This is a genomic window from Mangrovicoccus algicola, assembly GCF_014903745.1.
GTDB classification, from domain to species: Bacteria; Pseudomonadota; Alphaproteobacteria; order Rhodobacterales; family Rhodobacteraceae; genus Mangrovicoccus; species Mangrovicoccus algicola.
In genome coordinates, this window is record NZ_JACVXA010000046.1 from 1 (window position 1) to 23,712 (window position 23,712).

The following is a 23,712-nucleotide window of genomic DNA, read 5'->3' on the forward strand; positions in this document are numbered from 1 at the left end:
TCAGGATCCCAAAACTGAATCCCTGTCACCGATAAGTGCAACAAGGTCTCCCGCAGCCCTGGCCTCATTCGCCTGCCGGAGCCGATGGCGCTGCTCTTTGCGCCATGGCGGCAGCTGTACTGGAGCCATGGCCGCGCGTGCGGAAGGCCAACCCTTGGGTTGATCCGTGACCCGGGCATTCGCCTGCGGCGATGATCGCAGGCAAATGCCCTCGCGGGCGGTGCGATCCGGATGCGGCCCGCGATGGCAGAGGCGGAAACCGGAGGGCGGCCGCCGGAAACGGGGAAATGCTGATGTCCGGCGTGAAGACGGCACAGACGGGTCGCCGGGGCCGCTCCCCTTCAGCGGGGGTGCGAAGGTATTGCGCATGGCGCGGCGGCCGACCGATGGCGGACGGATGTCCGGCCCGGGCGGCGAGGGCGGGGCAGGCCGTCCGCCCCGCCTGCCGGATCAGTTATTGGGGCAGGTGCCCAGGCTGCGGCAGGTCGCCCCCGCCGCGCCGCCGATCAGGGCCCCGGTGACCGGGTCGCCGGAAATCACCTGCCCGGCGGCGCCGCCGATCGCCATCCCCGTCAGGGCGCGTTCGCCGTCCGTCTGACCGCAGGCGGCGAGCGCGGCCATGCCGCAGAGCGCGGCCATCCATGTCATCCTTGTCATCTTCCAGTTCCCTCTCCTTGGGGTGCGGCGCGATCCGGCGCGGCCTTTCCGTGCGAATGCCGGGACCGGGCCGCGGGTTCCGCCGGTTGCACAGAATGCCGAGGGCTGCCGCCGCCGCAAGTCCCTTCGTCATCTGCCGGCCGCCGCCGGCGGCGGGCTGCCGCCGCAGCCGGGTTGCGCCCGCCGGGGCTGGCCTTTTCGGGGCGTGCGCCTAGAGTTCGGCGTGACCGGATGGGGGTGCCATGAAGATATTGCTGGTCGAGGATGATGACCGGATCGCGACATTCGTGGCGGAAGGGCTGGCCCGGGAGGGCCATGCGGTGGAACAGCTCGGCGATGGCCGTGCCGCGCTGGCGCGGTGCCTGGAGGCCGAGCCCGATGTGGCGGTGGTCGACCGGATGCTGCCGGGGCTGGACGGACTGTCGCTGGTGCGCGCGCTGCGCGCGGCCGGGGCGGCCATGCCGGTGCTGGTGCTGACCGCGCTGGATCAGGTGGACCAGCGGGTCGAGGGGTTCCGCGCGGGGGCCGATGACTATCTCGGCAAGCCCTTCCATTTCGCCGAGCTCCTTGCCCGGGTCGAGGCGCTTGGCCGGCGCAAGGGCGGCGCGGCGCCGGAGACCGCCCTGAACGTGCATGACCTGACCCTGGATCTGGTGACGCATCGCGCGACCCGCGCCGGGCAGGACATTCCGCTGCATGCACGGGAATACCGGCTGCTGGAACTGATGATGCGGCAGGCGGGGCGGGTGGTGACGCGCTCCATGCTGCTCGACCGGGTCTGGAACATCAATTTCGAACCGGGAACGACGGTGGTGGAGACCCATGTGAGCCGCTTGCGGGCCAAGGTGGACAAGCCTTTCGACTGTGCGCTGATCCATACCGTGCGCAATTTCGGCTACGTGATGCATGGGCCGCGCTGAGCGGCTGCGCCGGGCCGGGGCGGGCCTGACCTCGGGGGCCGCCTTCCGCGGCGCGCTTTACGGGATCGCCGCCTTCTGCGCGGTGCTGCTGCTGTCGGGCGTGGCGGTGCTGATGGCGGCGCGTCACGCGGTGATGGCCGATATCCAGGCGGGGCTGGCCGCGCAGCTGGCCATCGTCCAGGAAATGGCCGCTGCCAATGATCCCGTGGCCTTCGAGGCCACCGTGACCGACCTGGCGCGCCGCTTCGCCGCCGCCAACATGGTGGTCGCGGTCTATCAGCAGGGGCGCGTGGTTGCGGCCAATGCCGCGCTTCCGGCCACCCCCGCGACCTGGCGGCTGGTCGATGACGTCACGACGATCCGTGGCGAGACGCTGGAACGGGTGCTGGTGCTCAGCGGGCGGGCCGGCGGGTACACGGTGGTGCTGGGGCGCGACCTGGCCGGGGTGCGGCGGGTCAGCCATGCCATCGCCGGGGTGCTGGCCGGGGTGGGCGCGGTGATGGTGGCCACGCTGATTGCCATCGGCTGGGGGCTCAGCGCCCGGTCGGAACGGGCGCTCGGCCGGATCGAGGCGGCGCTGGACCTGGTCTCGCGCGGCGAGTTCGGGGCCCGCGCCCCGGTGGCGGCGGCGCCCGATCAGATCGACCGCGTGGCGGCCAAGATCAACATCCATCTCGACCGGCTGGAGGTGCTGATGGCCGAGGCGGCGAATCGTGCGGCGGCGATAGCGCATGACCTGCGGACGCCGCTGGCGCGCGCCATGCTCAGCGCCGAACGGCTGCTGGCCGCGACGGATGGCGGCGCGGAAGAGACGGAGGCCGCGGCCCTGGTCGAGGAGCTGGACCGGCTGGCGCGCATCTTCGACGCGATCCTGCGCATCGCCCGCATCGAAGGGGCGCAGGACGCGCGTCCGGCCGAACCGGTGGACCTGGGCAGCATCCTGGCGGAGGTCGCCGATCTCTACGGTGCCGCGGCAGAGGCGGCGGGACAGAGGCTGTCGGCCGAAGGGCAGGCCGTCGTCGCGGGCGATGCGGTGCTCCTGACCCAGGCCGCGGCCAACTTGGCCGCGAATGCGGTGGCCCATGCGGGGCCGGGGGCGCGGATCCGCCTGCGGGCGGGCGCGCCGGGGCCGGAAGCCGGGGCCGTGCTGGTCTGCGAGGATGACGGCAGGGGCGTCCCGGCGGCACAGCGGGGGCGGGTGCTGGATCCGTTCGTGCGGCTCGACCTGGCTGCGGAAGGAACCGGGCTGGGCCTGACCTTCGTGCGCGCGGTCGCCGAGCGGCACGGCGCGCGGCTGGAACTGGCCGATGCGGATCCCGGCCTGCGGGTGACGATGGTCTTTCCGGCGCGCCTTACGGATTTGTAAACTTCGCCGCATTGGGCCGTAAGGGGGTCTGCCCATCTGGATTGCGTGACCAACGAAACCCATGGAGGACAAGATGGCACAGCGCATGACCCCCGGCCGCAGGCTCGCGATTCTTCTGGCGACCGCGGCGGCCCTGGCCTCTCCGGCCGCGACCGTCGCCGTTGCCGCCGAAAGCGGCCGCGCCGCCGAACAGGCGCAGCAGGCGGCGCCGGCCGCAACCGATCCGGGCTATGCGACGCAGGACGCGCTGCTCCGGGCGTCGCAGGAAGGGCTGGAGGTGCTCGGCAAGGTGCATCAGGCGCGCGCCGAATTGCAGGAGGGCCAGTCCGACACGGCGGGCACGCTGCTGGAGGAGGCCTCGGCCACGCTGGATGACGCGGGCAAGGATCTGCGGCAGATGATGGTGGCGGATACCGAAAGCGCCACGGATGACCCGGTTTTCGTCCCTGTCGACGTGCAGATCGGCTATGGCGAAAGCTTCGTGCCGGACGATGCCTCGAAACAGGCGCTGGACGAGGCGGGGGCGCAGTTGCGCGCCGACCAGCCCGGCGAGGCGCTGAAGACCATGCGGCTGGCGGAGCTGGACATGCAGGTCGTCGCCGCGATGATGCCGCTGCAGGAGACCCTGGGGCATATCTCGGATGCGCGCACGGCCATTTCCGGCGGCGATACCGCGCAGGCGCAGGCCTCGCTGGCGGCGCTGGAGGACGGGGTCGTCGTGCGCGGATGGGATATCGACGCCATTCCGCGCCAGGGCGACGGATCCGTCCAGCAATCCTCGGCCGCTTCCGCCCTGTCGCAACCCGCGCCGGGACCGGCGCGGGCGCCGGTCACCGCGGCGGAGTGACCTTGCCCCGGTCCGGTCCCGCGAAGAGACATCCGGGACCGGGCCGGTTCAAGCGCGGCGCCATGCGCGCTAGGATGCCTCCGGTGACCGGCAGCGGAAGGATCGGCCGACATGGACATTCCCAGGCGTGCGGGGCTTGCCGCGCTGGCCGCCCTGGCGGCGAACGGGCTTTACCTGCTGTTCTCGGCCGTGCTGGGCCTTCTCGTGGCCGCCCTCGTCGGGGCGGCTCTCGGCTATGCCCTGCGCGGCGGCGGGGGTGCGGGGATCGCGCAGGGCGGGGCGCGCCTTGCGCGACGGGCTCCGGCCCCCGCCGTCCCTACGCCGCCATCGGAATTCACCGCTGCGGTGGAAGAACTGCGCCGCCTCGCGCGGCGCTGCGAGCCCGAGGCGCGCGCGCCGTTGCTGCGCATCGCGCGCCATTTGTCGGTGCTGTCGCGGGCGGAGCTTCCCGACACGGAAACCCGGCGGGAACGCGAGATCGCGGAGGAGTTGCGTGCCGGGCTTTCCCTTTTGCGCCGCCGCGGGGGTACGGTCGCGCCGGAGGCGGTGGCGCCTTTGCTGGCGCTGGCCGAGACGCTGGAGCGGGCCTCGGCCGAGGCCCGAAGGACGCGCGAGCACGCCTTTGCCGGGCAGGTCCGCGCGCTGGTCTCGGACCTGCGCCCCGATTGAGGGACGCCGCGCGCCGGCGGCCGGGCGCCCTCAGCGGCAGACGCGCTGGGCCGTCGTGCCGAAGGTCCGGTAGCGGCGCCAGAAATCGGAATGCCTGTCATTGTCCGATTGCCGGATATCCTGCGCCATCTGCGGATCGCGGAAGAATTTCGCCGCCATGCGCTGATCCGACCGGGTCAGGGTCTGGTCGGCGACACGCTGGATGCAGGTGCATAGCGGCGCCGAGGCGGCGGTGCGTTCGGAGCGCAGGCAGGCCTTCTCGATGCGGGCGGCCATCGCCGTGGTTGCGGTCAGGACGAGGGTGGCGGCGATCAGGCCGCCGACGCCGACCGCGCGCGCGGTCGGAAGACGGGTCTTCGCGGGGGACATGCTCTGCCTCGGTTTTTTTGAGTCTTGTGCGGCAAGAGTAGGAAAATCGGCCTCCCCGGGCAAGGGGCCGCCGGAATGCCGGTCGGCATTGACGCAGGATTGACGCAGGGGCGTTTCCCTGCGGCGGGGTCGCGGCCGAGGATGGCGGGCGGGCCCGCGCTCCGCCGGGCGGTTGCCTGCCTGTCGCCCTGCCGGGGGTCGCAGGCAAGTTCTTGTTGGGTTGCAGCGGCTTGCCCGCGGGCGGCGGGCATCGGCGCGGGATCGGGCGGCGCTGCGCGGCGCGAAGGTCGCGCATAGCCATTGACGGCGCGCGGAAAGCCTGCAAATGCAGCCGCATGACCGAGCTTTCCCGCATCCGAAACTTCTCCATCGTAGCCCATATCGACCACGGCAAGTCCACGCTGGCCGATCGCCTGATCCAGTCCACCAACACGGTGTCGGAACGGGAGATGAAGGAACAGCTGCTTGATGCCATGGATATCGAGCGGGAACGCGGCATCACCATCAAGGCGAATACCGTCCGGATCGAGTATATCGCCGATGACGGCGAACTCTACGTGCTGAACCTGATCGACACGCCCGGCCATGTCGACTTCGCTTATGAGGTGTCGCGGTCGATGCGCGCGGTCGAGGGGTCGCTGCTGGTCGTGGACTCCACCCAGGGCGTCGAGGCGCAGACCCTGGCCAATGTCTATCAGGCCATCGAGGCGGATCACGAGATCGTCCCGGTGCTGAACAAGATCGACCTGCCCGCTGCCGATTGCGAGCGCGTTGCCGAGCAGATCGAGGACGTGATCGGCATCGACGCCTCCGATGCGCTGCGCGTCTCGGCCAAGTCGGGGATCGGCATCAAGGAGACGCTGGAGGCGATCGTCACCCGGCTGCCCGCGCCCGGCGGCGATGCGGCAGCGCCGCTGAAGGCGATGCTGGTGGACAGCTGGTACGACGCGTATCTGGGCGTGGTGGTCCTGATCCGGGTCATGGACGGCGTCATCCGCAAGGGCGATCGCATCGTCATGATGGGCACCGGCGGCAAGTATCCGGTCGAACGTCTCGGCGTGTTCCGTCCCGCGATGCAGAATGTCGACGAGCTGGGCCCGGGCGAGATCGGGTTCTTCACCGCCTCGATCAAGCAGGTCCGCGACACCCGGGTCGGCGACACGATCACCCATGAGAAGAAGGGCGCGGACAAGCCGCTGCCCGGCTTCAAGCCGTCGGTGCCGGTGGTGTTCTGCGGCCTCTTCCCGGTCGACTCGGCCGAGTTCGAGGACCTGCGCAGCGCGATCGAGAAACTGGCGCTGAACGACGCCTCCTTCTCCTACGAGATGGAAACCTCCGCCGCGCTCGGCTTCGGCTTCCGCTGCGGCTTCCTGGGGCTGCTGCACCTGGAGGTGATCCGCGACCGGCTGGAACGCGAATATGACATCGAGCTGATCACCACCGCGCCGTCGGTGGTCTATCACCTGTTCATGAAGGACGGCTCGCAGACCGAGTTGCACAATCCCGCGGACATGCCCGATCCCAGCATCGTCAGCCATGTCGAGGAGCCGCGCATCAAGGCGACGATCATGGTGCCCGACGAATACCTGGGCGACGTGCTGAAACTCTGCCAGGACCGCCGCGGCATCCAGCTGGACCTGACCTATGCCGGGTCCCGCGCGATGGTGGTGTACGACCTTCCGCTGAACGAGGTCGTGTTCGACTTCTACGACCGGCTGAAATCGGTGACCAAGGGCTATGCCTCCTTCGACTACCAGATGGAGGGCTATCGCGAGGACAACCTCGTCAAGATGCAGATCCTCGTCAATGACGAGCCGGTCGACGCGCTCTCGATGATGGTCCATCGCGACCGGGCGGAGATGCGGGGCCGGGCGATGTGCGAGAAGCTCAAGGACCTGATCCCGCGGCACATGTTCAAGATCCCGATCCAGGCGGCGATCGGCGGCAAGGTCATCGCCCGCGAGACCCTGTCGGCGATGCGCAAGGACGTGACGGCCAAGTGCTATGGCGGCGACGCCACGCGGAAGAAGAAGCTCCTGGAGAAGCAGAAGGCCGGCAAGAAGAAGATGCGCCAGTTCGGCAAGGTGGAGATCCCGCAGGAAGCCTTCATCTCGGCGCTGAAGATGGACGAGTAGGGCCCGCAGCGGCCCGCCCCGGAAAAGGCGCCCCCGGCGGGGCGCCTTTCGCGTTTCAGATCGCCGCCAGAAGGCCTTCGCCGGCCGAGATCTCGCAGGTGCCGGGGCTTTCCTCGAGGTGCAGCGTCGTGACGACCCCGTCCTCGACCAGCATGGCGTAGCGCTTGGACCGGCCGATCAGCCCGGCGGGGGGCGCGGTGAAATCCAGCCCGAGCGCCCTGGTGAAGCTGCCATCTGCATCGCCCAGCATGGTGATCCCGGCCGCGGTCGCGCCGGTTGCCTCGCCCCAGGCCTTCATCACGAAGGGGTCGTTGACCGAGACGCAGACGATCTCGTCCACGCCTTTTTCCGCGAACCCGTCCTTGGTGCGGATGAAGGAGGGCACATGCGCCGAGCTGCAGGTCGGGGTATAGGCGCCGGGCACGGCGAAGATCACCAGCTTGCGGCCCTTGGTCAGCGCGCCGATCTCCACGGCTTCGGGGCCGGCCTCGCCCATTTTCACGAGCGTGCCCTCGGGCAGGGCCTGTCCGGGTTCGATGGTCATGGTCGCGCATCCTTCTCATGTTTGCGTCCGTTCCGCGGACCGTTATAGGGGCTCGCAGCGCCCGCGCCAGAGTCCACCGCGGGTGCGCGACGAAAGGTGAACCATGCGCATCATTGCCGGAGCCTGGCGCGGCCGCGCCCTGACCCCCGTCGGAAAGGGCGACCCGTCCCATCAGCTGCGCCCGACCACCGACCGGGTGCGCGAAAGCCTGTTCAACGTGATCGCGGGCGGCCGTTTCGGCGACCCGGTCGAGGGGGCGCGGGTGCTGGACCTGTTCGCGGGAACCGGCGCGCTGGGGCTGGAGGCGCTCAGCCGCGGCGCGACGTCGGCGGTCTTCGTGGAAAGCGGCCGGGTCGGGCAGAGGCTGATCCGCGCCAACCTGGCGCTGCTGGGCGCCCGGGGAAGGCTGATCGCGCGGGATGCCACGCGGCTGGGCCCGGCGGAGCCGGGCGAGGCGGCGGATCTGGTCTTCCTCGACCCGCCCTATGGCCGCGATCTGGGCGCCCGTGCACTGGCCGCGGCGCAGGCGGGCGGATGGATCGCCCCGGGCGCCCTGGTGGTGTGGGAGGAAAGCACCCCGCAAGCCGCCCCGCCGGGATTCGAGCTTCTGGAACAGCGCCGCTACGGCGACACGCATGCCAGTTTCCTGCGCGCGCCGGAGGCGGACAGCCCCGCGGAACCGGAACGGGGCTGACTCGCCGCCAAGGTCGTATTAAGGTTTTATTAACCTTTTCCCCGCCAGATCCGCGGGGGAGGGGCGTGCCGCGCCGCCCCGGTCCGGCCTGTCCGAGGAGCCTGCCGATGCGATATCCAGCCTGCCTGACCGCCGCCTTCCTGGCGATGGGAACCCCCGCCGCCGCCGTGGTCGTCAATGAAGGCTTCGCCGGAACCGGCGCATCGGGCGCCGTCGCGCTCTCGGCCTGGCTCGGGGCTGCCCCGGATTTCGACGCCGTGGCACGGTTGCGCACCGATGCCGGGGGGACCTGTTCGGGCGTGCTGATCGCGCCGGACGCGGTGCTGACCGCGCGCCATTGCGCCGACGCCGCCGCCACGGAAACCTGGAGCGCCGGGTTCATGAGCGGCGGCACGACCACCGGCTATCGCGTCAGCGCCGCCGCCAGCCTCAGCCCCGCCCCGGATGCCGGCCGGGCCTATTTCGACGGCAGCGACCTGACCGTCTTCACCCTGGACGGGCCGGTGGCGGGGATCGACCCGCTGCAGGTCTATTCCGGACCCTATCTGATCGAAAGCTTCGCCATGGTGGGCTGGGGGCTCTACGGCACCGGAACGACCGGTGCGGTCCAGGGGCCGTCGGCGGATCATCGCGGCTTTGCCGTCAACACGCTGGAGGCCTATCTGGCGGATCGCGACGGGGAAGTGTCGCTGCTGCTGGCGGATTTCGACAATGCGGCGGGGACCGAGAACAGCCTGGTCGATCATGTCGGCGTGCCCAGCGATGCGGCGGCGCTGGATTACGAGGGGCTGATCGCCCCGGGCGACAGCGGCGGCCCCATGCTGCTGCTGCGCGACGGGCGCTGGGTCGTGGGAGGGATCACCACGGGCATCCTGGGCTATGACGAGGCCGCCGACAGCGATTACGGCGATGTCGGCGTCTGGACGGCCATCAGCTCGGCCGCGGCGCGCGAGCTGGTCGCAAGCGCGGGGGGCGTGTTCCACGGCGCCATCGTGCCGCTGCCCGTCCCGGCCGCCCTCCTGGGAAGCGCGCTGGCCGGGCTCGCGCTGCTGCGGCGACGCCGCCGCGCGGGCTAGGCTCAGCCCGCGCTGGTGTGGAACCGGCCTGCGGGCGACAGGGTGAAGATCTCGCAGCCATCGGCGGTGACGCCGATCGAATGCTCGAACTGCGCCGAAAGCGACCGGTCGCGGGTCACGGCAGTCCAGTCATCGGGCAGGATCTTGGTCTCCGGGCGGCCCAGATTCACCATCGGCTCGATGGTGAAGAACATCCCTTCCTCCAGCACCGGGCCCGATCCGGGGCGACCGTAATGCAGGACATTGGGCGGGGCGTGGAAGACCCGGCCGAGGCCATGGCCGCAGAAATCCCGCACGACGCTCATGCGGTGGCTTTCCACGAAGCTCTGGATCGCGTGCCCGATATCGCCGAAGGTCGCGCCGGGGCGGACCGCCTCGATCCCCTTCATCAGGGAATCATGCGTGACCTGGATGAGCCGCTCGGCCTTGCGGGGCAGCTTGCCGGCGACATACATCCGGCTGGTATCGCCGAACCAGCCATCGACGATCACGGTGACGTCGATATTGAGGATGTCGCCATCCTTCAGGACCTTCGGCCCCGGGATCCCGTGACAGACCACGTGATTGACCGAGATGCAGCTGGCATGCTGATAGCCCTTGTAGCCGATCGTCGCCGACACGCCTTCGGAGCGGTCGATATGGTCGGTGATCGCCTGGTCGATATCGGCGGTGGTGGCGCCGGGGACGATCAGGGGCGCGACCTCGTCGAGGATTTCCGCGGCCAGACGGCCCGCGCGGTGCATCCCGGCGAAATCTGCAGCTTCGTGTATTCTGATGCCTTCGCGGGTCAGACGCCCGCGGCCCTGTCCTTCCAAGAACCCAGCTCCTTCTGTCTCGGGACACAGTGATAGAGCAAAGCGGGCACGGGGGCCAGAGGACGAATCATCACGCTTTCGCGCCGCGGGCGCCTCAGCGGCGCAGTGCGGCGAAAGCGGCCGAGGCGGCCCAGCCCGCCGCGATGGCGATGATCAGCGACAGCGCGCCGTAGACCAGCGGCTGTTCATGGGCCAGCGAGAAGGTCCAGCGTTCCAGCCCGACCTTGTGCACGTAGATGACCGTCTCGTAGCTATCGACCACCTGCCCCCCGCGCGTCAGGAAGATGCGGGTCTTGTAATTGCCGACCGTCAGGTTGGCCGGCATGCGGATCGAGGTCCGGAACAGCGTTTCCTGGTCCAGCGCCACGGCGCCTTCGCGCACGAGATAGCTGCCTTCGCCCTGGCGCAGCCGCTTCAGCGCGGCGAGGTAGGAGGGGGCGTCCTGCGCTTCCTCGGCGGCGCCGATCGTCCGCACCGCGCGGTCCAGCGAGACGCGGTGGCGCAGATCCTCGGTCTGGCTCAGCGCGACGGAGAGCGGCCGCGTGGTGGCCACGGCATAGAAACTGGGCGCGACATCGATCTCCACGGCGCCGCTGTTGATCCAGATGCCGAAGCGGCGCGCCTTCTTGCGCACGGTCACCGTCTCGGTGGGGCCCTGAACGGCGATCACCACGTCCAGCGGCAGGTCCGTGGGCGGCGGGGCCTCGCGCTTGACGGCGCCGAAGATCAGGATGCTGGATCCGTCGAAGGTCGCGGTGATCGCCACCTCGTCCTGGCTGAGGCCCAGCACCACCTCCTCGGCCTGGGCGGTCCAGGGCAGGATCAGCAGCAGGAGAAGGGCGGCAAGCCGTCTCAATGCGCGACCCTCTCGGCGATGGAATAAAGTTCCGCCGGGGTCAGCAGGAGGTCCAGCGCGATCTTGGCGCAGACCACCAGGACCATGCCCGCCAGAAGGATGCGCAGCTGCTCGGCCTTCAGCCGCACGGCGATGACCGATCCGATCTGCGCGCCGATCACCCCGCCGATCAGCAGGAGCACCGCCAGCACCGCATCCACGGTATAGTTTGTGGTGGCATGCATGATCGTGGTGAAGGCGGCGACGAAGATGATCTGGAACAGCGAGGTGCCGACCACGACCTTGGTGGGCATGTGCAGCAGGTAGATCATCGCGGGGACCATGATGAAGCCGCCGCCCACCCCCATCACCGCCGACAGCACGCCGACGAAGGCCCCCACCAGCACGACCGGGATCGCCGAGATATAGAGGCCCGAGGTGCGGAATTTCATCTTCAGCGGCCAGGTATGGACCCAGCCCTTCTGGGACCGCTTGCGCGGCACGTAATCCTTGCGGCGCGACCGGCGGATGGCATTGAGGCTCTCGATGAACATCAGCAGACCGATGACGCCCAGAAACAGCACGTAGCAGAGCTGCACCATCAGATCGACCTGGCCCATCTCGGTCAGGATCTCGAAGATCTTCACCCCGATCGCCGCGCCGACCATGCCCCCTGCCAGCAGCACGGTGCCCATTTTCAGATCGACGGTCTTGCGCTTGAAATGCGCCAGCACGCCGGAAAAGGACGAGGCGACGATCTGGTTGGCCTGGGTGCCCACGGCGACGGCCGGGGGGATGCCGATGAAGAACAGAAGCGGCGTCAGCAGGAAGCCCCCGCCGACGCCGAACATGCCCGACAGGATGCCGACGATCCCGCCCAGCCCCAGAAGGAGGAAGGCGTTCACCGAGACTTCCGCGATCGGAAGGTAGATCGTCATGCGAGGCCTCCCCGGGGCGTCAGCGTTCCTTCACATAGGGCGTGCCGCCCGCGCGCGGCGGGATGGCCTTGCCGACGAACCCCGCCAGGATCACCACGGTCAGGATGTAGGGCAGGGCCTGCATGAACTGCACCGGCAGGGCGATGCCCGCGATCTCGATCGACTGGAACCGGTTGCCGAGCGCGTCGAGCAGGCCGAACAGAAGGCAGGCGCCGAGCGCCGACCAGGGCCGCCACTTGGCGAAGATCAGCGCCGCCAGCGCGATGAAGCCGCGCCCCGCGCTCATGTCCTTGACGAAGCCCGCCGCCAGCCCGGTGGACAGGTAGGACCCGGCAAAGCCGCACAGAAGCCCGCAGATCATCACTGCGGCATAGCGCAGCCCGGTGACCGACACGCCCGCCGTATCGACCGCGCCCGGGTTCTCGCCCACCGCGCGCAGCCGCAGCCCGAAGCGGGTGCGGAACAGCACGTACCAGGTGGCCGGAACCGCGAGGAAGCCGAGATAGACCAGGATCGTATGTCCCGAGAGCAGGTCGCCATAGACGGGGCCCAGGACCGGCACGCCCGACAGGGCCTCGGCGAAGGGCAGGGTGATCGGCTGGAACCGGGCGCCGCCCTCCAGCTGCGGGGTGCGCCCGCCCTGGGCGAACCAGTCCTGCGCGATCAGCACGGTCAGGCCGGTGGCGAGGAAGTTGATCGCCACGCCGGAAATCAGCTGGTTGCCGCGGAAGGTGATCGAGGCCAGCCCGTGGATCGCCGAAAGCACCATCGAGGCCGCGCAGCCCGCCATCAGCCCCAGCCAGACATTGCCGGTCAGCGCCGCGGCGGCGGCCGAGAAGAAGGCCGCGATCAGCATCTTGCCTTCCAGCCCGATATCGAAGACCCCGGCGCGTTCCGAGAAGAGCCCGGCCAGGCAGGCGAAGAGCAGCGGCGTCGCCAGGCGCAGCGTGGAATCGAGGATCAGCAGGACGGTGTTCAGATCCATCAGGCGGCTCCCTTGCGGAGGCTGGCGAAGACCCGCTCCAGCGGCGTGCGGACCATCCCGTCCAGCGCCCCGGTGAACAGAATCACCAGCGCCTGGATGACCAGGATCATCTCGCGGCTGATCGCCGGGATCTCGAATTCAAGCTCGATCCCGCCCTGGTAGAGCGCGCCGAACAGGATCGCGGCCAGCAGCACGCCGACCGGGTGGTTGCGCCCCATCAGCGCCACGGCGATGCCGACGAAGCCCGCGCCCTGCACCGCGTCGAGCGTCAGGCGTTCGGCCTCGCCCATCACCGCGTTGATCCCCATCAGCCCCGCCAGCGCGCCCGAGATCAGCATCGTGACCATGATGATCCTCACCGGGCTGATCCCGGCATAGACGGCCGCCGGTTCGGATTTGCCGAAGGCGCGAATCTCGTATCCCAGCCGGGTGCGCCAGATCAGTATCCAGACCCCCCAGCAGGCCGCCAGCGCCACCAGGAAGGCGACGTTCAGCGGCGCGAAGCGGTTGAACGGGATGCCGAAGAGCCCCAGCACGTCATAGGCGGTCGGCAGGTGCGACCCCTCGGGGAAGCCCGCGCTTTCCGGCGCCATGCCCGGCGCCTTGAGGATGTTGACCAGCAGGTAGACCATCAGCGCCGAGGCGATGAAGTTGAACATGATCGTGGTGATGACGATATGGCTGCCGCGCCGGGCGTTCAGCCAGGCCGGGATCGCCGCCCAGGCCGCCCCGAAGACGGCGCCGCCGATGATGGCGGCCGGCAGGGCCATCCACCAGAAGGGCCAGTCGACCGCCAGGCAGACCAGCGCCACGCCCAGCCCCCCCAGCGCCGCCTGTCCCTCGCCGCCGATATTGAACAGCGAGGCGTGGTAGGCGACCGCGACGGCCAGGCCGGTGAAGATGAAATTGGTGGCGAAGAACAGCGTATAGCCCCAGCCGCGGGTCGATCCCATGGCGCCGTTGACCATGACCTTCAGCGCCTGCAGGGGGTTTTCCCCGATATAGAGGATGACGAGGCCGGAGACGAGGAAGGCCAGCGCCAGGTTGATCAGCGGGAGCAGGACCACGTCGGCCCATGCGGGAAGCTTCTGCATCAGGCGGCGCGTCCTTCCATCCCGGCCATCATCAGGCCCAGTTCGGTCTCGTCGGTCTGTCCCGGCAGGCGCTCGCCCATGATGCGCCCGTCGAACATCACCGCGATGCGGTCCGACAGGGACAGGATCTCGTCCAGCTCGACCGAGACCAGCAGGATCGCCTTGCCCGCGTCGCGCAGCTCGACGATGCGCTGATGGATGAACTCGATCGCGCCGATATCCACGCCGCGGGTCGGCTGGCCGATCAGCAGCAGGTCGGGATCGGCCTCGATCTCGCGGGCCAGCACGATCTTCTGCTGGTTGCCGCCCGAGAAGTTCTTGGCCGCCAGGTTCGGGTCATGCGGACGCACGTCGAACCGGGCCATCTTGGCATCCGTGTCCTCGCGCAGCGCGCGGTTGTCCATCATCAGCCCCTGGCAGTATTTCGGCAGGTCCTGGTAGCCGAAGCCGGTATTTTCCCAGGCCTTGAAATCCAGGATCAGCCCCAGCCGGTGACGGTCCTCGGGCACATGGGTGATGCCCGCGCGGCGCCGCGCGCGCGCATCCGATCCCGGGCCCGAGAGGCTCAGCGCCGCATCGTTCAGCGTGACCGCGCCGGTGGCGGCGCGGATGCCGCCCAGCACGTCCAGCAGGTCCGACTGGCCGTTCCCCGCGACGCCCGCGATCCCCAGGATCTCGCCCGCGCGCACCGTCAGGTCGATGCCGCGCAGCCGCTCCACCCCCTGGCCGTCGGTGACGCGCAGGTCCTTGACCTCCAGCACCGTCTTGCCGGGCCGGGCCGGGGCCTTGTCGACGCGCAGAAGGACCTTGCGGCCGACCATGCGCTCGGCCAGGTCCTGCGGGCTGGTCTCGGCGGTCTTCACGGTGTCGGTCATCTCGCCGCGGCGCATGACGCTGACCGTGTCGGTGATCTCCATGATCTCGCGCAGCTTGTGGGTGATCAGGATGATCGTCTTTCCCTCGGCCTTCAGTCCCCGCAGGATGCGGAACAGGTGGTCCGCCTCGGCGGGGGTCAGAACGCCCGTGGGTTCGTCGAGGATCAGGATGTTCGCCTCGCGGTAGAGCGCCTTGAGGATCTCCACCCGCTGCTGGTGGCCGACGCTGAGATCCTCGATCTTGGCATCCGGGTCCACGTTCATCTCGTAATCGCGCGCCAGATCCGTCAGGTGCTTGCGCGCCCGCGCCAGGGTCGGGCGCAGGAAGGACCCGTCCTCGGCGCCCAGCACGACGTTTTCCAGCACGGAGAAGTTCTCCACCAGCTTGAAATGCTGGAACACCATGCCGATGCCGGCCTTGATCGCCGCCTGGCTGTCGGGGATCTGGGTTTCGCGGCCGCCGATCAGGATCTCGCCGCTATCGGCCTTGTAGAACCCGTAGAGGATCGACATCAGCGTTGATTTCCCGGCGCCGTTCTCGCCGATGATGCCGTGGATCGTGCCCGGCATGACCTTCAGGGATATGTCCTTGTTGGCCTGGACCGGGCCGAAGGACTTGCAGATGCGGCGCAGCTCGATCGCGGGGGGCGGGGTCATGCGCGCGTCGCCCCCGCCCGCCGGGCGGCAGGCGCAGCCGTGGCTGCGGGAAGGGGCGGCAGGAAGGGAAGGGCAGCCATTCTGGGTCTCGCTCGGGTCGTGTGGCCCGGCGCGCGGTCTGGGCGCGCGCCGGGCGGGATCTGCTGGGCCGGGATCAGAGCGCCGGGCAGGCGCCGTCGGTGGAATAGTCGTGCACCTCGATCTCGCCCTCGATGATCTTCTGCTTGGTCGCCTCGACCGTGGCCTTCATCTCCGCCGAGATCAGCTCCTCGTTATACTCGTCCAGCGCCCAGTCGACGCCCTGGTTGGCCAGGCCCATCACCTGGATGCCGGGGGTGAAGCTGTCGGTCTCGCCTTCCTCGAAGATCTGGAAGACGGCATTGTCGACGCGTTTCAGCATCGAGGTCAGCACCGAGCCGGGATGCAGGTAGTTCTGGTTGCTGTCGACGCCGATCGAATAGACGCCCTCGTCGGCAGCCGCCTGCAGCACGCCGACGCCCGATCCGCCGGCCGCCGAATAGATCACGTCCGATCCCTGGGCGATCTGCGCGCGGGTCAGTTCGGCACCCTTGACCGGGTCGTTCCAGGCGGCGGGGGTGGTGCCGATCATGTTGACGATCACCTGCGCCTCGGGATTGACCGCCTTGACGCCCTGGGCATAGCCGCAGGCGAATTTCGAGATCAGGGGCACGTCCATGCCGCCGACGAAGCTGACCGTGCCGGTCTTGCTGGCCATCGCCGCCAGCACGCCGACGAGGAAGCTGCCCTGGTGTTCCTCGAAGACCACGGATTTCACGTTCGGCTGGTCGACCACGCCGTCGATGATGGCGAAATTCACCTCCGGGTAGTCGGGGGCGATCTTGTCGAGGGTGGAGATGTTCATGAAGCCGATGGTGATGACCGGGTTGGCGCCGCTCTCGGCCATGCGCCGCATCGACTGTTCGCGCTGCGCCTCGGACTGAAGCTCGGTCTCCTTGTAGGCGCCGCCCTTCTCGGAAATGTAGCGCTGCGCGCCGGTATAGGCGCTTTCGTTGAAGGACTTGTCGAATTTCCCGCCCAGGTCGATGATCAGGCCCGGCTCCGCCAGGGCGGCGCCCGCGGTCACGGCCAGGGCGGCCGCAGCGCCGAGCAGAGTGTTCATCATGGTCATTGGTCTTCCCCTCGTTGGACAGGTGCCGCGCGATCCGCTTGCGCCGCGGGCCTTTGCACCCGGTTCGAGCCGATAGAGCCGCAGCCCCGGCGCAGGGTCAACCGTTTTCGCGGCGATGCGGCAGGCTGGCGGGGCGCGCAAATGGGCATCTGCCCTATTTCCCGGCAGGCCCGGCAGCGGGCAGATCCCGGCTCAGCACCAGCGCATCGACGGGCCGTCCCGCCGGGTCGCGGTAATAGCCGCGGCGGCGCCCTGCCATGCCATAGCCCGCGCCCAGATACAGCGCTTCCGCGGCCGCGTTGTCCGCGGCGACTTCCAGGAAGGCGCGCTCGGCCCCGCGGTCGCGGGCGGCGGTTTCGAAGGCGGCCAGAAGGCGGCGGCCCAGCCCCTGCCTGCGGCAGGCGGGATCGACGGCGATGGTCAGCAGCTCCGCCTCTCCGGCGATGGCGCGGCCCAGGGCGAAGCCGCCCGGCAGGAGGGCGGCGAAGCAGCCGGGCCCGTCAAGCAGGGCGGCGATCTCGGCTTCGTTCCAGGGGCGGGGCGTGGTGAAGCTGGCCGCATGCAGCGCGGCCATCTCCGCCGGGGTCATTCCAGGATGACCGGGGCCGGGTCGCGCGGCGGTGCCGCATCGGCGGGGCGGATGTAAAGCGGCGCGGGGCGTTGCGGTGCCCGGTCCAGCCGTCCCGCCGCAACGCGGGCGATGGCCTCGGCCAGCGGCAGGGCGGCGGCGCGGGCATCGGGCCCCTCGCCGATCCGGGGCAGCGCGGCGGGCAGTTCCGCAGGATCGGCAACCATCGCGGGCTCGGCCAGCAGACCGGTGCCGAAGCCCTGGACATAGACGGCGCCGCGGCGCGCATCCAGCACGGCCAAGGCGGGGCGGGGCCCGCCTTCCGCCATCGCCTCCAGCACCGAGACGCCGATCGCCGGAATGCCCAGCGACAGCGACAGGCCGCGCGCGGCGGCGACCGACAGGCGGATGCCGGTGAAATTGCCCGGGCCGGTGCCGACCGCGATGGCGTCGAGACCGTCCAGGGCCAGCCCGGCATCTTCCAGTGTTTCCGCGATCAGCGGCATCAGCCGTTCGGCCTGGCCCTTCGCCATCTCCTCGCGGCGGGCGGACAGCACAAGGCCGTCCCGGAGGACGGCCGCGGCGCAATGCGCGCCGGATGTGTCGAAGGCAAGAAGCGTCGCCAAGGTCAGAGCGCGACCGGGCGGACTTCGATCACCTCGGGGATGTAATGGCGCAGCAGGTTCTCGATCCCCATCTTCAGCGTCAGCGTCGAGGAGGGGCAGCCGGCGCAGGCCCCCTGCATATGCAGGTAGACGATGCCCTTGTCGAAGCCGTGGAAGGTGATGTCGCCGCCATCCTGGGCCACGGCCGGACGCACGCGGGTGTCCAGCAGGTCCTTGATCTGGCCGACGATCTCGCCATCGGGCCCGTCATGTTCGGCATGGCCTGCCGGAGCGGGCTCGCCTTCCATCACCGGCGCGCCGGACTGGAAATGCTCCATCACCGCGCCGAGGATGGCGGGTTTCAGGTGGTCCCATTCGACGGCATCGGCCTTGGTCACGGTCACGAAATCGTGGCCGAAGAACACCGCGGTCACGCCCTCCACCGCGAAGATGCGCGCGGCGAGGGGCGAGGCGGCCGCGGCCTCGGCTGCGGGGAAATCGGCGGTCCCGGCCTGAAGCACGGTCTCGCCGGGCAGGAATTTCAGGGTCGCCGGATTCGGCGTGGATTCGGTCTGGATGAACATCGGCGCCTCCGTTTCGTCGCATATGAGCGGCGCGGGGCACGGAGTCAAGGTTTGGAACGATTCCAAACTGGCCGCGCCGCGCCATGGGCGCAAAGCCGCGCGCCCCGGGCCGGTCCTGCCCGGCCGCCTTCGGGGCGCCCGGGCGGAGCGCCGCCTCAGGTGATGTGTTCCAGCTGTTCCTTGGACAGGTTGCCGGGCACGACGGTGACGGGCACGCGCAGCTGCGGCATGGACTTGATCAGCTGCGTCACCAGGGGCCCGGGCCCCCCGGATTCGGTGGAGGCGCCCAGCACCACGACCCCGATCTCGGTATCCTCGGCGATCTGGGCCAGCACCTCGTGATAGGGTTCGCCCTCGCGGATCACCAGTTCGGGATCGATCCCCTGGCGGTCGCGCATCCACTTGGCGAAGACCTCGAAATGGGCGGTGATGCGTTCGCGGGCCTCGCCGCGCATGATGTCGCTCACCCCGATCCAGTGGTTGAACTCCTCGGGCGGAATGACCGACAGGATCGCCACCGCGCCGCCGGAATGCGCGGCGCGCATCGCGGCGAAGCGCATCGCGTTGAGGCATTCGCGGCTGTCATCCAGCACGACCAGAAACTTGCGCATCCCATTCCTCCGGCCCGGATCCTTCGCGGCACCTTGGGCAAGGGGGCCGCCTTTGGCAAGCCTTCCCCCGGCGATCAGCCCGCGGCGTCGCTGCGCGCCCAGGCCCAGTACAGATCCAGCGCCTGGCGCGTCACCGGGCCGTGGGGATAGCGCGTGCCGTCGAATTCCGTGACCGGCGTGACCTTGTTGAGATTGCCCGACAGGAACACCTCGTCGGCGGCATGGACATCCGCGAAGCTCATCACCGTCTCGTGCACGCTGACGCCCGCGGCCCGCAGGTTGGCAATGTGGCGCGCGCGGGTGATGCCCGCCAGGAAGGTGCCGTTGGCGATGGGGGTGAAGACCGCGCCATCCTTCACGATGAAGACATTCGCCGTCGCCGTCTCGGCCACGTTCCCGGCCATGTCCGCGACCAGCGCATTGTCGAACCCCTTGGACCGCGCCTCGGCCAGCATCCTTCCGTTGTTGGGATAGAGGCAGCCCGCCTTGGCATTGCAGACCGCGACTTCCAGCGTCGGGCGGCGGAACCGCGTGGTGGTCAGGCGCTGCGCCGCCTCGGGCGGGGCCATGGGCACGGTTTCCAGGCAGATGGCGAACCCGGCCGACCCGTCGGGCTGGACCGCGGTCTCGTTGCCGTCGATGCCCCAGTACATCGGCCGGATATAGATGGCCGATCCCTCGGGGAACAGCGCGCAGCCTTCCAGCGCGAGGCGGGCGATCTCCTCGGCCGCATGGGTCGGCTCCAGCAGCAGCGCCCGCGCCGAGCGGTTCACGCGCTCGCAATGGGCCAGGAGGTCGGGGGCCATCCCGTCGACGAACCGGGCCCCGTCGAAGACGGTGGAGGCCAGCCAGGCGCCGTGATCGGCCGCCCGCATGACCGCGACATCGCCTTCGTGCCAGGTGCCGTTGAAATAGGTGCGGATCTCGGTGCTGATCGCCATGGGGGACTCCTGCCTCTGTCGCAGGTACCCATGGGCGAGCCGGGGCCGGGATGCAAGCCGGCCCGGCCGGGACGGGATCAGTCCTCGTCTTCGGCGGTGGCGGCCCCGGCCGTGCCGCCGACCACGGCGCCCACGGGACCGGCAACGACGGCCCCGGCCGTCCCGCCGGTGGCGGCGCGGGTCGTGGCGCTCTCGCCGCAGGCGGCGAGCACGAGAAGCAGCGGAAGGGCGGCGGCGAGAGACAGGCGGGACATGGCGGATCCTCCTCCGTGGTGACATGTGCACCGGGAACGCCGGATCCGCATCCGGGTTCCGCCCGGGCCCCGCCCCGCGCGGAAAGCCGCCGCCCGGTTGCGGGGCGGCGGCGGAATCGTGTCAGCCGACCATGCCGACGATGTCATAGGCGCGTTTGAGGATCGGCTGCGCGACCTCGCGGGCGCGGGCAGAGCCTGCCGCCAGGATGCGGTCGATCTCGGCAGGGTCCTGCATCAGCCGCGCCATCTCGGTGGAAATCGGCGACAGCCGGGCCACGGCCAGCTCTGCCAGCTTCGGCTTGAATTCCGAGAATTGCAGCCCGCCCATTTCCGCCAGGACCGCGGCGGGCGTGACATCCGCCAGCGCGGCGTAGATGTTGACGAGGTTCTTCGCCTCGGCGCGCCCGTCCAGCCCGCCGGGCTCGGAGGGCAGGGCCTCGGGATCGGTCTTGGCCTTGCGGATCTTCTGGGCGATGGCATCGGCATCGTCGGTCAGGTTGATCCGGCTCATGTCCGAAGGGTCGGATTTCGACATCTTCTTGGTGCCGTCGCGCAGGGACATCACGCGGGTCGCCGAACCCTCGATCACCGGTTCGGGGATCGGGAAGAAATCGGTGCCGTAATCCGTGTTGAACTTGATCGCGGTGTCGCGGGCCAGCTCGACATGCTGCTTCTGGTCCTCGCCCACGGGCACATGGGTCGCGTGATAGACCAGGATGTCGGCGGACATCAGGTTGGGATAGACGAAAAGCCCGGTCGAGGCGCTGTCGCGGTTCTTGCCGGACTTGTCCTTGAACTGGGTCATCCGGTTCAGCCAGCCCATCCGCGCCACGCAGTTGAAGATCCAGGCCAGCTGGGTGTGCTCGGGCACGCCGGACTGGTTGAACAGGATCGACTTCGACGGGTCGACGCCGGTGGCGATGAAGCCCGCGGCCAGCATCCGCGTCGCCTCGCGCAGCTTCTCGGGCTCCTGCCAGACGGTGATCGCGTGGAGGTCGACGATGCAGTAGATCGTCTCGTAATCCTCTTCCTGCATCTCCCCGAAGCGCTTCAGCGCGCCGAGATAGTTGCCGAGGGTGAGATGTCCCGAGGGCTGGATGCCGGAGAAAACGCGCGGGGTGAAGCCGGCGCTACCTGCAGGGCCTTCGGATGACGTTTGGACCGCATCCATGGGATTTGCCTCCTTTGGGCATGGAATGTTAGGCCCGGCTCGCTTATCCGTGCCCCCGTCCTTGGTCAATCTGTCCCGGAGCCTGACGATGTCCCTGCGCCCGCAATCGCGTCCGCCCGCCGCCGTGAACCCGCTGCCTGCCTCGGTGCTGGGGCTGGCCGTGGTGATCTTCGGCATCGAATGCCTGTTCGAGCTGGCCGATCGCGGCATCATCGGCGGCACGGGCGGAATGGGGCTGCGGCTGGGCGCGCTGGAACATTTCGCCTTCTACGGGCAGGCGCTGGACTGGATGCTGACCAACCAGCGGTTCCCGCCGGAGCTGCTGGCGCGGCTGGTCACCTATCCGCTCTTGCATGTCGGTTTCGTGCAGGCGGTGATGGCCTGCGTCTTCATCCTGGCGATCGGCAAGATGGTGGGCGAGGCCTTCGGCAATGTCGCGGTTCTGGCGATCTTCTTCGGCGCCTCGGTCGGCGGGGCGCTGGCCTACGGGCTGATCCTCGACGCGACCTATCCGCTGATCGGCGCCTTTCCCGGGGTCTACGGCCTGATCGGCGGTTTCACCTTCATGCAATGGGTGCGCCAGAAGGCGGTGGGCGAAAGCCAGATGCGCGCCTTCCAGCTGATCGGGCTGCTGCTGGCGATCCAGCTGATCTTCGGCGCGCTTTTCGGGGCGGGCCAGGAATGGGTGGCGGATATCGCGGGCTTCGTCTGCGGCTTCGGCCTGTCCTTCCTGTTCGTGCCGGGCGGCTGGGCGCGGCTGAGGGACAGGCTGCGCAGCCGCTGAGGGGCGAGGCCGGCGCGGGTGCGCATCAGTTTCCGGCGTTTGATTAAATAATGTGCATAATCGGTGAATCGGCGGCGTGAGGCAATCTCGCCGCTTTTCCTCCTATCCCCCGCGTGCCACGGATTGGGGCAAGGGATAGAGGGTTCTGATGAGCACGACGTATTTCAACGAAATGTACGACCGCGGCGAGATCCGGCTGCCCTATGCCAATCTCGAAACCTGGCAGCGGGACATGCCGCAGGAATTGCGCAACCTCAAGCAGGCCGAGGCCGAGGCCCTGTTCCGCCGCATCGGGATCACCTTCGCGGTCTATGGCGAGGGCGGCGACCCGGACCGGCTGATCCCCTTCGACATGTTCCCGCGGGTCTTCACCCATGGCGAATGGACACGGCTGGAACGCGGGATCAAGCAGCGGGCGCGGGCGCTGAACGCCTTTCTCTGCGACGTCTACAACCGCGGCGAGATCGTCCGCGCGGGCAAGATCCCGGCGCGGCTGGTCTATCAGAACGAGGCCTTCGAGAAGGCCGTCTGCGGGATCAAGCCGTCCAAGAACGTCTACAGCCACATCGTCGGCATCGACCTGGTGCGCACCGGCCCGGACGAGTTCTTCGTGCTGGAGGACAATTGCCGCACGCCTTCGGGGGTCTCCTACATGCTGGAGAACCGCGAGATCATGATGCGGATGTTCCCCGACCTGTTCCGCGGCAACCGCATCGCCCCGGTGGAACGCTATCCGGACCTTCTGCGCAAGACGCTGGCCTCCGTGGCGCCGCCCAAATGCGACAGCGATCCGACGGTGGTGATCCTGACCCCGGGCCATTTCAATTCCGCCTATTACGAGCACAGCTTCCTTGCCGACCTGATGGGGGTGGAACTGGTCGAGGGCGCGGATCTGTATGTCGAGGGCGATTTCTGCTGGATGCGCACCACCCAGGGGCCGAAGAAGGTGGACGTGATCTATCGCCGGATCGACGACGCCTTCATCGATCCGCTGTGCTTCCGCCCCGATTCCATGCTGGGCATCCCCGGGCTGATGAATGTCTACCGCTCCGGCGGGGTGCAGATCTGTTCCGCCCCCGGCGCGGGCGTCGCCGATGACAAGGCGATCTACACATTCGTTCCGGAAATGGTGCGGTTCTATCTGGGCGAGGAGCCGATCCTGCAGAACGTGCCGACCTGGCAATGCGCGATCCCCGAGGATTTCGCCTATGTCATGGCCAATCTCGACGAGCTTGTCGTCAAGGAGGTCCACGGCTCGGGCGGCTACGGCATGCTGATCGGACCGCGCGCCTCCAAGGGCGAGCTCGAGGCCTTCGCCCACAAGATCCGCGAGCGGCCCGAGAATTACATCGCCCAGCCGACCCTTGCGCTGTCGACCTGTCCCACCTTCGTCAAGGACGGGGTGGCGCCGCGCCATGTCGACCTGCGCCCCTATTGCCTGGTGGGCGACACGATCGAACTGGTGCCCGGCGGTCTGACCCGCGTGGCGCTGACGGAAGGCTCGCTGGTGGTGAACTCGTCGCAGGGCGGCGGGGTCAAGGACACCTGGGTCCTGGCGGAGTGAGGAC

The 23,712-nt window shown here is 69.0% G+C and carries 26 protein-coding genes; 9 read left to right on the forward strand and 17 right to left on the reverse strand.

Features of this window, described 5'->3' with window-relative positions; genetic code table 11:
* Nucleotides 1-450: 450 nt before the first annotated feature.
* Complete coding sequence (locus ICN82_RS14420; RefSeq protein WP_193184033.1) at nt 451-657, reverse strand: hypothetical protein; 207 nt, start codon at nt 655-657, stop codon at nt 451-453.
* A 242-nt stretch (nt 658-899) separates the two neighbouring features.
* Here ICN82_RS14420 and ICN82_RS14425 point away from each other — a divergent pair, with 242 nt between their 5' ends.
* From ICN82_RS14425 to ICN82_RS14440, 4 genes are all read left to right on the forward strand, one after another.
* Complete coding sequence (locus ICN82_RS14425) at nt 900-1,577, forward strand: response regulator transcription factor (protein ID WP_193184034.1); 678 nt, start codon at nt 900-902, stop codon at nt 1,575-1,577.
* Complete coding sequence (locus ICN82_RS14430) at nt 1,564-2,943, forward strand: ATP-binding protein (protein ID WP_193184036.1); 1,380 nt, start codon at nt 1,564-1,566, stop codon at nt 2,941-2,943. The genes ICN82_RS14425 and ICN82_RS14430 overlap by 14 nt, the downstream gene beginning before the upstream one ends.
* Nucleotides 2,944-3,016: 73 nt before the next feature.
* A complete protein-coding gene (locus ICN82_RS14435; protein ID WP_193184039.1) occupies nt 3,017-3,790 on the forward strand; it encodes a YfdX family protein in 774 nt (257 codons plus the stop codon).
* A 111-nt stretch (nt 3,791-3,901) separates the two neighbouring features.
* Entirely contained in the window at nt 3,902-4,459 is a 558-nt protein-coding gene (locus tag ICN82_RS14440; protein WP_193184041.1) for a hypothetical protein, read from the forward strand.
* A gap of 30 nt (nt 4,460-4,489) precedes the next feature.
* On the opposite strand, the gene ICN82_RS14445 is transcribed toward ICN82_RS14440, so the two are convergent.
* On the reverse strand, nt 4,490-4,828 hold the full coding sequence (locus ICN82_RS14445) for a hypothetical protein (RefSeq protein ID WP_193184043.1): 339 nt from the start codon (nt 4,826-4,828) through the stop codon (nt 4,490-4,492).
* A gap of 335 nt (nt 4,829-5,163) precedes the next feature.
* On the opposite strand from ICN82_RS14445, the gene lepA reads away from it, so the two are divergent.
* Entirely contained in the window at nt 5,164-6,963 is a 1,800-nt protein-coding gene (gene lepA / locus ICN82_RS14450) for a translation elongation factor 4 (protein ID WP_193184045.1), read from the forward strand.
* 55 nt (nt 6,964-7,018) lie between these two features.
* Here the strand turns inward: lepA and ICN82_RS14455 are convergent, their stop codons facing one another.
* Nucleotides 7,019-7,507, reverse strand: a complete 489-nt coding sequence (locus ICN82_RS14455) for a peroxiredoxin (RefSeq protein WP_193184047.1) — start codon at nt 7,505-7,507, stop codon at nt 7,019-7,021.
* A gap of 103 nt (nt 7,508-7,610) precedes the next feature.
* Here ICN82_RS14455 and rsmD point away from each other — a divergent pair, with 103 nt between their 5' ends.
* Together rsmD and ICN82_RS14465 are read left to right on the forward strand one after the other, a co-directional pair.
* The gene (gene rsmD, locus ICN82_RS14460) at nt 7,611-8,201 is read left to right on the forward strand and encodes a 16S rRNA (guanine(966)-N(2))-methyltransferase RsmD (protein WP_193184049.1); all 591 of its coding nucleotides are present in this window, start codon (nt 7,611-7,613) and stop codon (nt 8,199-8,201) included.
* A gap of 107 nt (nt 8,202-8,308) precedes the next feature.
* Nucleotides 8,309-9,277, forward strand: coding sequence for a trypsin-like serine peptidase (locus ICN82_RS14465; RefSeq protein WP_193184051.1), 969 nt, complete (start codon nt 8,309-8,311; stop codon nt 9,275-9,277).
* Between the two features lie 2 nt (nt 9,278-9,279).
* Here the strand turns inward: ICN82_RS14465 and map are convergent, their stop codons facing one another.
* The 14 genes from map to trpS form a co-directional block, all read right to left on the reverse strand.
* Nucleotides 9,280-10,092: a type I methionyl aminopeptidase gene (gene map / locus ICN82_RS14470; protein ID WP_226898509.1), complete on the reverse strand. Its 813-nt coding sequence runs from the start codon at nt 10,090-10,092 to the stop codon at nt 9,280-9,282.
* Between the two features lie 94 nt (nt 10,093-10,186).
* Complete coding sequence (locus tag ICN82_RS14475; RefSeq protein WP_193184053.1) at nt 10,187-10,948, reverse strand: TIGR02186 family protein; 762 nt, start codon at nt 10,946-10,948, stop codon at nt 10,187-10,189.
* Nucleotides 10,945-11,865, reverse strand: coding sequence for a sulfite exporter TauE/SafE family protein (locus ICN82_RS14480; protein ID WP_193184055.1), 921 nt, complete (start codon nt 11,863-11,865; stop codon nt 10,945-10,947). The genes ICN82_RS14475 and ICN82_RS14480 overlap by 4 nt, the downstream gene beginning before the upstream one ends.
* A 19-nt stretch (nt 11,866-11,884) precedes the next feature.
* Nucleotides 11,885-12,850, reverse strand: a complete 966-nt coding sequence (locus tag ICN82_RS14485) for an ABC transporter permease (RefSeq protein ID WP_193184057.1) — start codon at nt 12,848-12,850, stop codon at nt 11,885-11,887.
* A complete protein-coding gene (locus tag ICN82_RS14490; RefSeq protein WP_193184059.1) occupies nt 12,850-13,944 on the reverse strand; it encodes an ABC transporter permease in 1,095 nt (364 codons plus the stop codon). The genes ICN82_RS14485 and ICN82_RS14490 overlap by 1 nt, the downstream gene beginning before the upstream one ends.
* Nucleotides 13,944-15,476 carry an ABC transporter ATP-binding protein gene (locus ICN82_RS14495; protein WP_193184061.1) on the reverse strand — a complete coding sequence of 511 codons (1,533 nt, stop codon included), beginning with the start codon at nt 15,474-15,476 and terminating at the stop codon, nt 13,944-13,946. The genes ICN82_RS14490 and ICN82_RS14495 overlap by 1 nt, the downstream gene beginning before the upstream one ends.
* Nucleotides 15,477-15,630: 154 nt before the next feature.
* The gene (locus tag ICN82_RS14500) at nt 15,631-16,626 is read right to left on the reverse strand and encodes a BMP family lipoprotein (RefSeq protein WP_193184063.1); all 996 of its coding nucleotides are present in this window, start codon (nt 16,624-16,626) and stop codon (nt 15,631-15,633) included.
* 154 nt (nt 16,627-16,780) lie between these two features.
* Nucleotides 16,781-17,215 carry a GNAT family N-acetyltransferase gene (locus ICN82_RS14505; RefSeq protein ID WP_193184065.1) on the reverse strand — a complete coding sequence of 145 codons (435 nt, stop codon included), beginning with the start codon at nt 17,213-17,215 and terminating at the stop codon, nt 16,781-16,783.
* Nucleotides 17,212-17,820: a tRNA (adenosine(37)-N6)-threonylcarbamoyltransferase complex dimerization subunit type 1 TsaB gene (tsaB, locus tag ICN82_RS14510; RefSeq protein WP_193184067.1), complete on the reverse strand. Its 609-nt coding sequence runs from the start codon at nt 17,818-17,820 to the stop codon at nt 17,212-17,214. Before tsaB ends, ICN82_RS14505 begins: the two co-directional genes overlap by 4 nt.
* 2 nt (nt 17,821-17,822) lie before the next feature.
* The gene (locus ICN82_RS14515; protein WP_193184069.1) at nt 17,823-18,383 is read right to left on the reverse strand and encodes a NifU family protein; all 561 of its coding nucleotides are present in this window, start codon (nt 18,381-18,383) and stop codon (nt 17,823-17,825) included.
* 155 nt (nt 18,384-18,538) lie between these two features.
* The gene (locus ICN82_RS14520; RefSeq protein WP_193184071.1) at nt 18,539-18,994 is read right to left on the reverse strand and encodes a universal stress protein; all 456 of its coding nucleotides are present in this window, start codon (nt 18,992-18,994) and stop codon (nt 18,539-18,541) included.
* A 74-nt stretch (nt 18,995-19,068) separates the two neighbouring features.
* A complete protein-coding gene (locus ICN82_RS14525; protein ID WP_193184073.1) occupies nt 19,069-19,935 on the reverse strand; it encodes a branched-chain amino acid aminotransferase in 867 nt (288 codons plus the stop codon).
* A 77-nt stretch (nt 19,936-20,012) separates the two neighbouring features.
* Nucleotides 20,013-20,189 (reverse strand): hypothetical protein, encoded by a 177-nt coding sequence (locus ICN82_RS14530; RefSeq protein ID WP_193184075.1) that lies wholly within the window; start codon nt 20,187-20,189, stop codon nt 20,013-20,015.
* 121 nt (nt 20,190-20,310) lie between these two features.
* Nucleotides 20,311-21,360 (reverse strand): tryptophan--tRNA ligase, encoded by a 1,050-nt coding sequence (gene trpS / locus ICN82_RS14535; RefSeq protein ID WP_193184077.1) that lies wholly within the window; start codon nt 21,358-21,360, stop codon nt 20,311-20,313.
* A gap of 88 nt (nt 21,361-21,448) precedes the next feature.
* Between trpS and ICN82_RS14540 the strand changes: the two genes are divergently transcribed.
* Both ICN82_RS14540 and ICN82_RS14545 read left to right on the forward strand, forming a co-directional pair.
* On the forward strand, nt 21,449-22,144 hold the full coding sequence (locus tag ICN82_RS14540; RefSeq protein ID WP_193184079.1) for a rhomboid family intramembrane serine protease: 696 nt from the start codon (nt 21,449-21,451) through the stop codon (nt 22,142-22,144).
* 148 nt (nt 22,145-22,292) lie between these two features.
* A complete protein-coding gene (locus tag ICN82_RS14545; RefSeq protein ID WP_193184081.1) occupies nt 22,293-23,708 on the forward strand; it encodes a circularly permuted type 2 ATP-grasp protein in 1,416 nt (471 codons plus the stop codon).
* Nucleotides 23,709-23,712: the final 4 nt, after the last annotated feature.

Bases quoted from the DNA above. Each gene is read 5' to 3' on its own strand.
- ICN82_RS14420 (WP_193184033.1), bottom strand. From the start codon at position 657: ATGACAAGGATGACATGGATGGCCGCGCTCTGCGGCATGGCCGCGCTC.
- ICN82_RS14425 (WP_193184034.1), top strand. From the start codon at position 900: ATGAAGATATTGCTGGTCGAGGATGATGACCGGATCGCGACATTCGTG.
- ICN82_RS14430 (WP_193184036.1), top strand. From the start codon at position 1,564: ATGGGCCGCGCTGAGCGGCTGCGCCGGGCCGGGGCGGGCCTGACCTCG.
- ICN82_RS14435 (WP_193184039.1), top strand. From the start codon at position 3,017: ATGGCACAGCGCATGACCCCCGGCCGCAGGCTCGCGATTCTTCTGGCG.
- ICN82_RS14440 (WP_193184041.1), top strand. From the start codon at position 3,902: ATGGACATTCCCAGGCGTGCGGGGCTTGCCGCGCTGGCCGCCCTGGCG.
- ICN82_RS14445 (WP_193184043.1), bottom strand. From the start codon at position 4,828: ATGTCCCCCGCGAAGACCCGTCTTCCGACCGCGCGCGCGGTCGGCGTC.
- lepA (WP_193184045.1), top strand. From the start codon at position 5,164: ATGACCGAGCTTTCCCGCATCCGAAACTTCTCCATCGTAGCCCATATC.
- ICN82_RS14455 (WP_193184047.1), bottom strand. From the start codon at position 7,507: ATGACCATCGAACCCGGACAGGCCCTGCCCGAGGGCACGCTCGTGAAA.
- rsmD (WP_193184049.1), top strand. From the start codon at position 7,611: ATGCGCATCATTGCCGGAGCCTGGCGCGGCCGCGCCCTGACCCCCGTC.
- ICN82_RS14465 (WP_193184051.1), top strand. From the start codon at position 8,309: ATGCGATATCCAGCCTGCCTGACCGCCGCCTTCCTGGCGATGGGAACC.
- ICN82_RS14480 (WP_193184055.1), bottom strand. From the start codon at position 11,865: ATGACGATCTACCTTCCGATCGCGGAAGTCTCGGTGAACGCCTTCCTC.
- ICN82_RS14485 (WP_193184057.1), bottom strand. From the start codon at position 12,850: ATGGATCTGAACACCGTCCTGCTGATCCTCGATTCCACGCTGCGCCTG.
- ICN82_RS14490 (WP_193184059.1), bottom strand. From the start codon at position 13,944: ATGCAGAAGCTTCCCGCATGGGCCGACGTGGTCCTGCTCCCGCTGATC.
- ICN82_RS14495 (WP_193184061.1), bottom strand. From the start codon at position 15,476: ATGACCCCGCCCCCCGCGATCGAGCTGCGCCGCATCTGCAAGTCCTTC.
- ICN82_RS14500 (WP_193184063.1), bottom strand. From the start codon at position 16,626: ATGACCATGATGAACACTCTGCTCGGCGCTGCGGCCGCCCTGGCCGTG.
- ICN82_RS14505 (WP_193184065.1), bottom strand. From the start codon at position 17,215: ATGACCCCGGCGGAGATGGCCGCGCTGCATGCGGCCAGCTTCACCACG.
- ICN82_RS14515 (WP_193184069.1), bottom strand. From the start codon at position 18,383: ATGTTCATCCAGACCGAATCCACGCCGAATCCGGCGACCCTGAAATTC.
- ICN82_RS14520 (WP_193184071.1), bottom strand. From the start codon at position 18,994: ATGCGCAAGTTTCTGGTCGTGCTGGATGACAGCCGCGAATGCCTCAAC.
- ICN82_RS14525 (WP_193184073.1), bottom strand. From the start codon at position 19,935: ATGGCGATCAGCACCGAGATCCGCACCTATTTCAACGGCACCTGGCAC.
- ICN82_RS14530 (WP_193184075.1), bottom strand. From the start codon at position 20,189: ATGTCCCGCCTGTCTCTCGCCGCCGCCCTTCCGCTGCTTCTCGTGCTC.
- trpS (WP_193184077.1), bottom strand. From the start codon at position 21,360: ATGGATGCGGTCCAAACGTCATCCGAAGGCCCTGCAGGTAGCGCCGGC.
- ICN82_RS14540 (WP_193184079.1), top strand. From the start codon at position 21,449: ATGTCCCTGCGCCCGCAATCGCGTCCGCCCGCCGCCGTGAACCCGCTG.
- ICN82_RS14545 (WP_193184081.1), top strand. From the start codon at position 22,293: ATGAGCACGACGTATTTCAACGAAATGTACGACCGCGGCGAGATCCGG.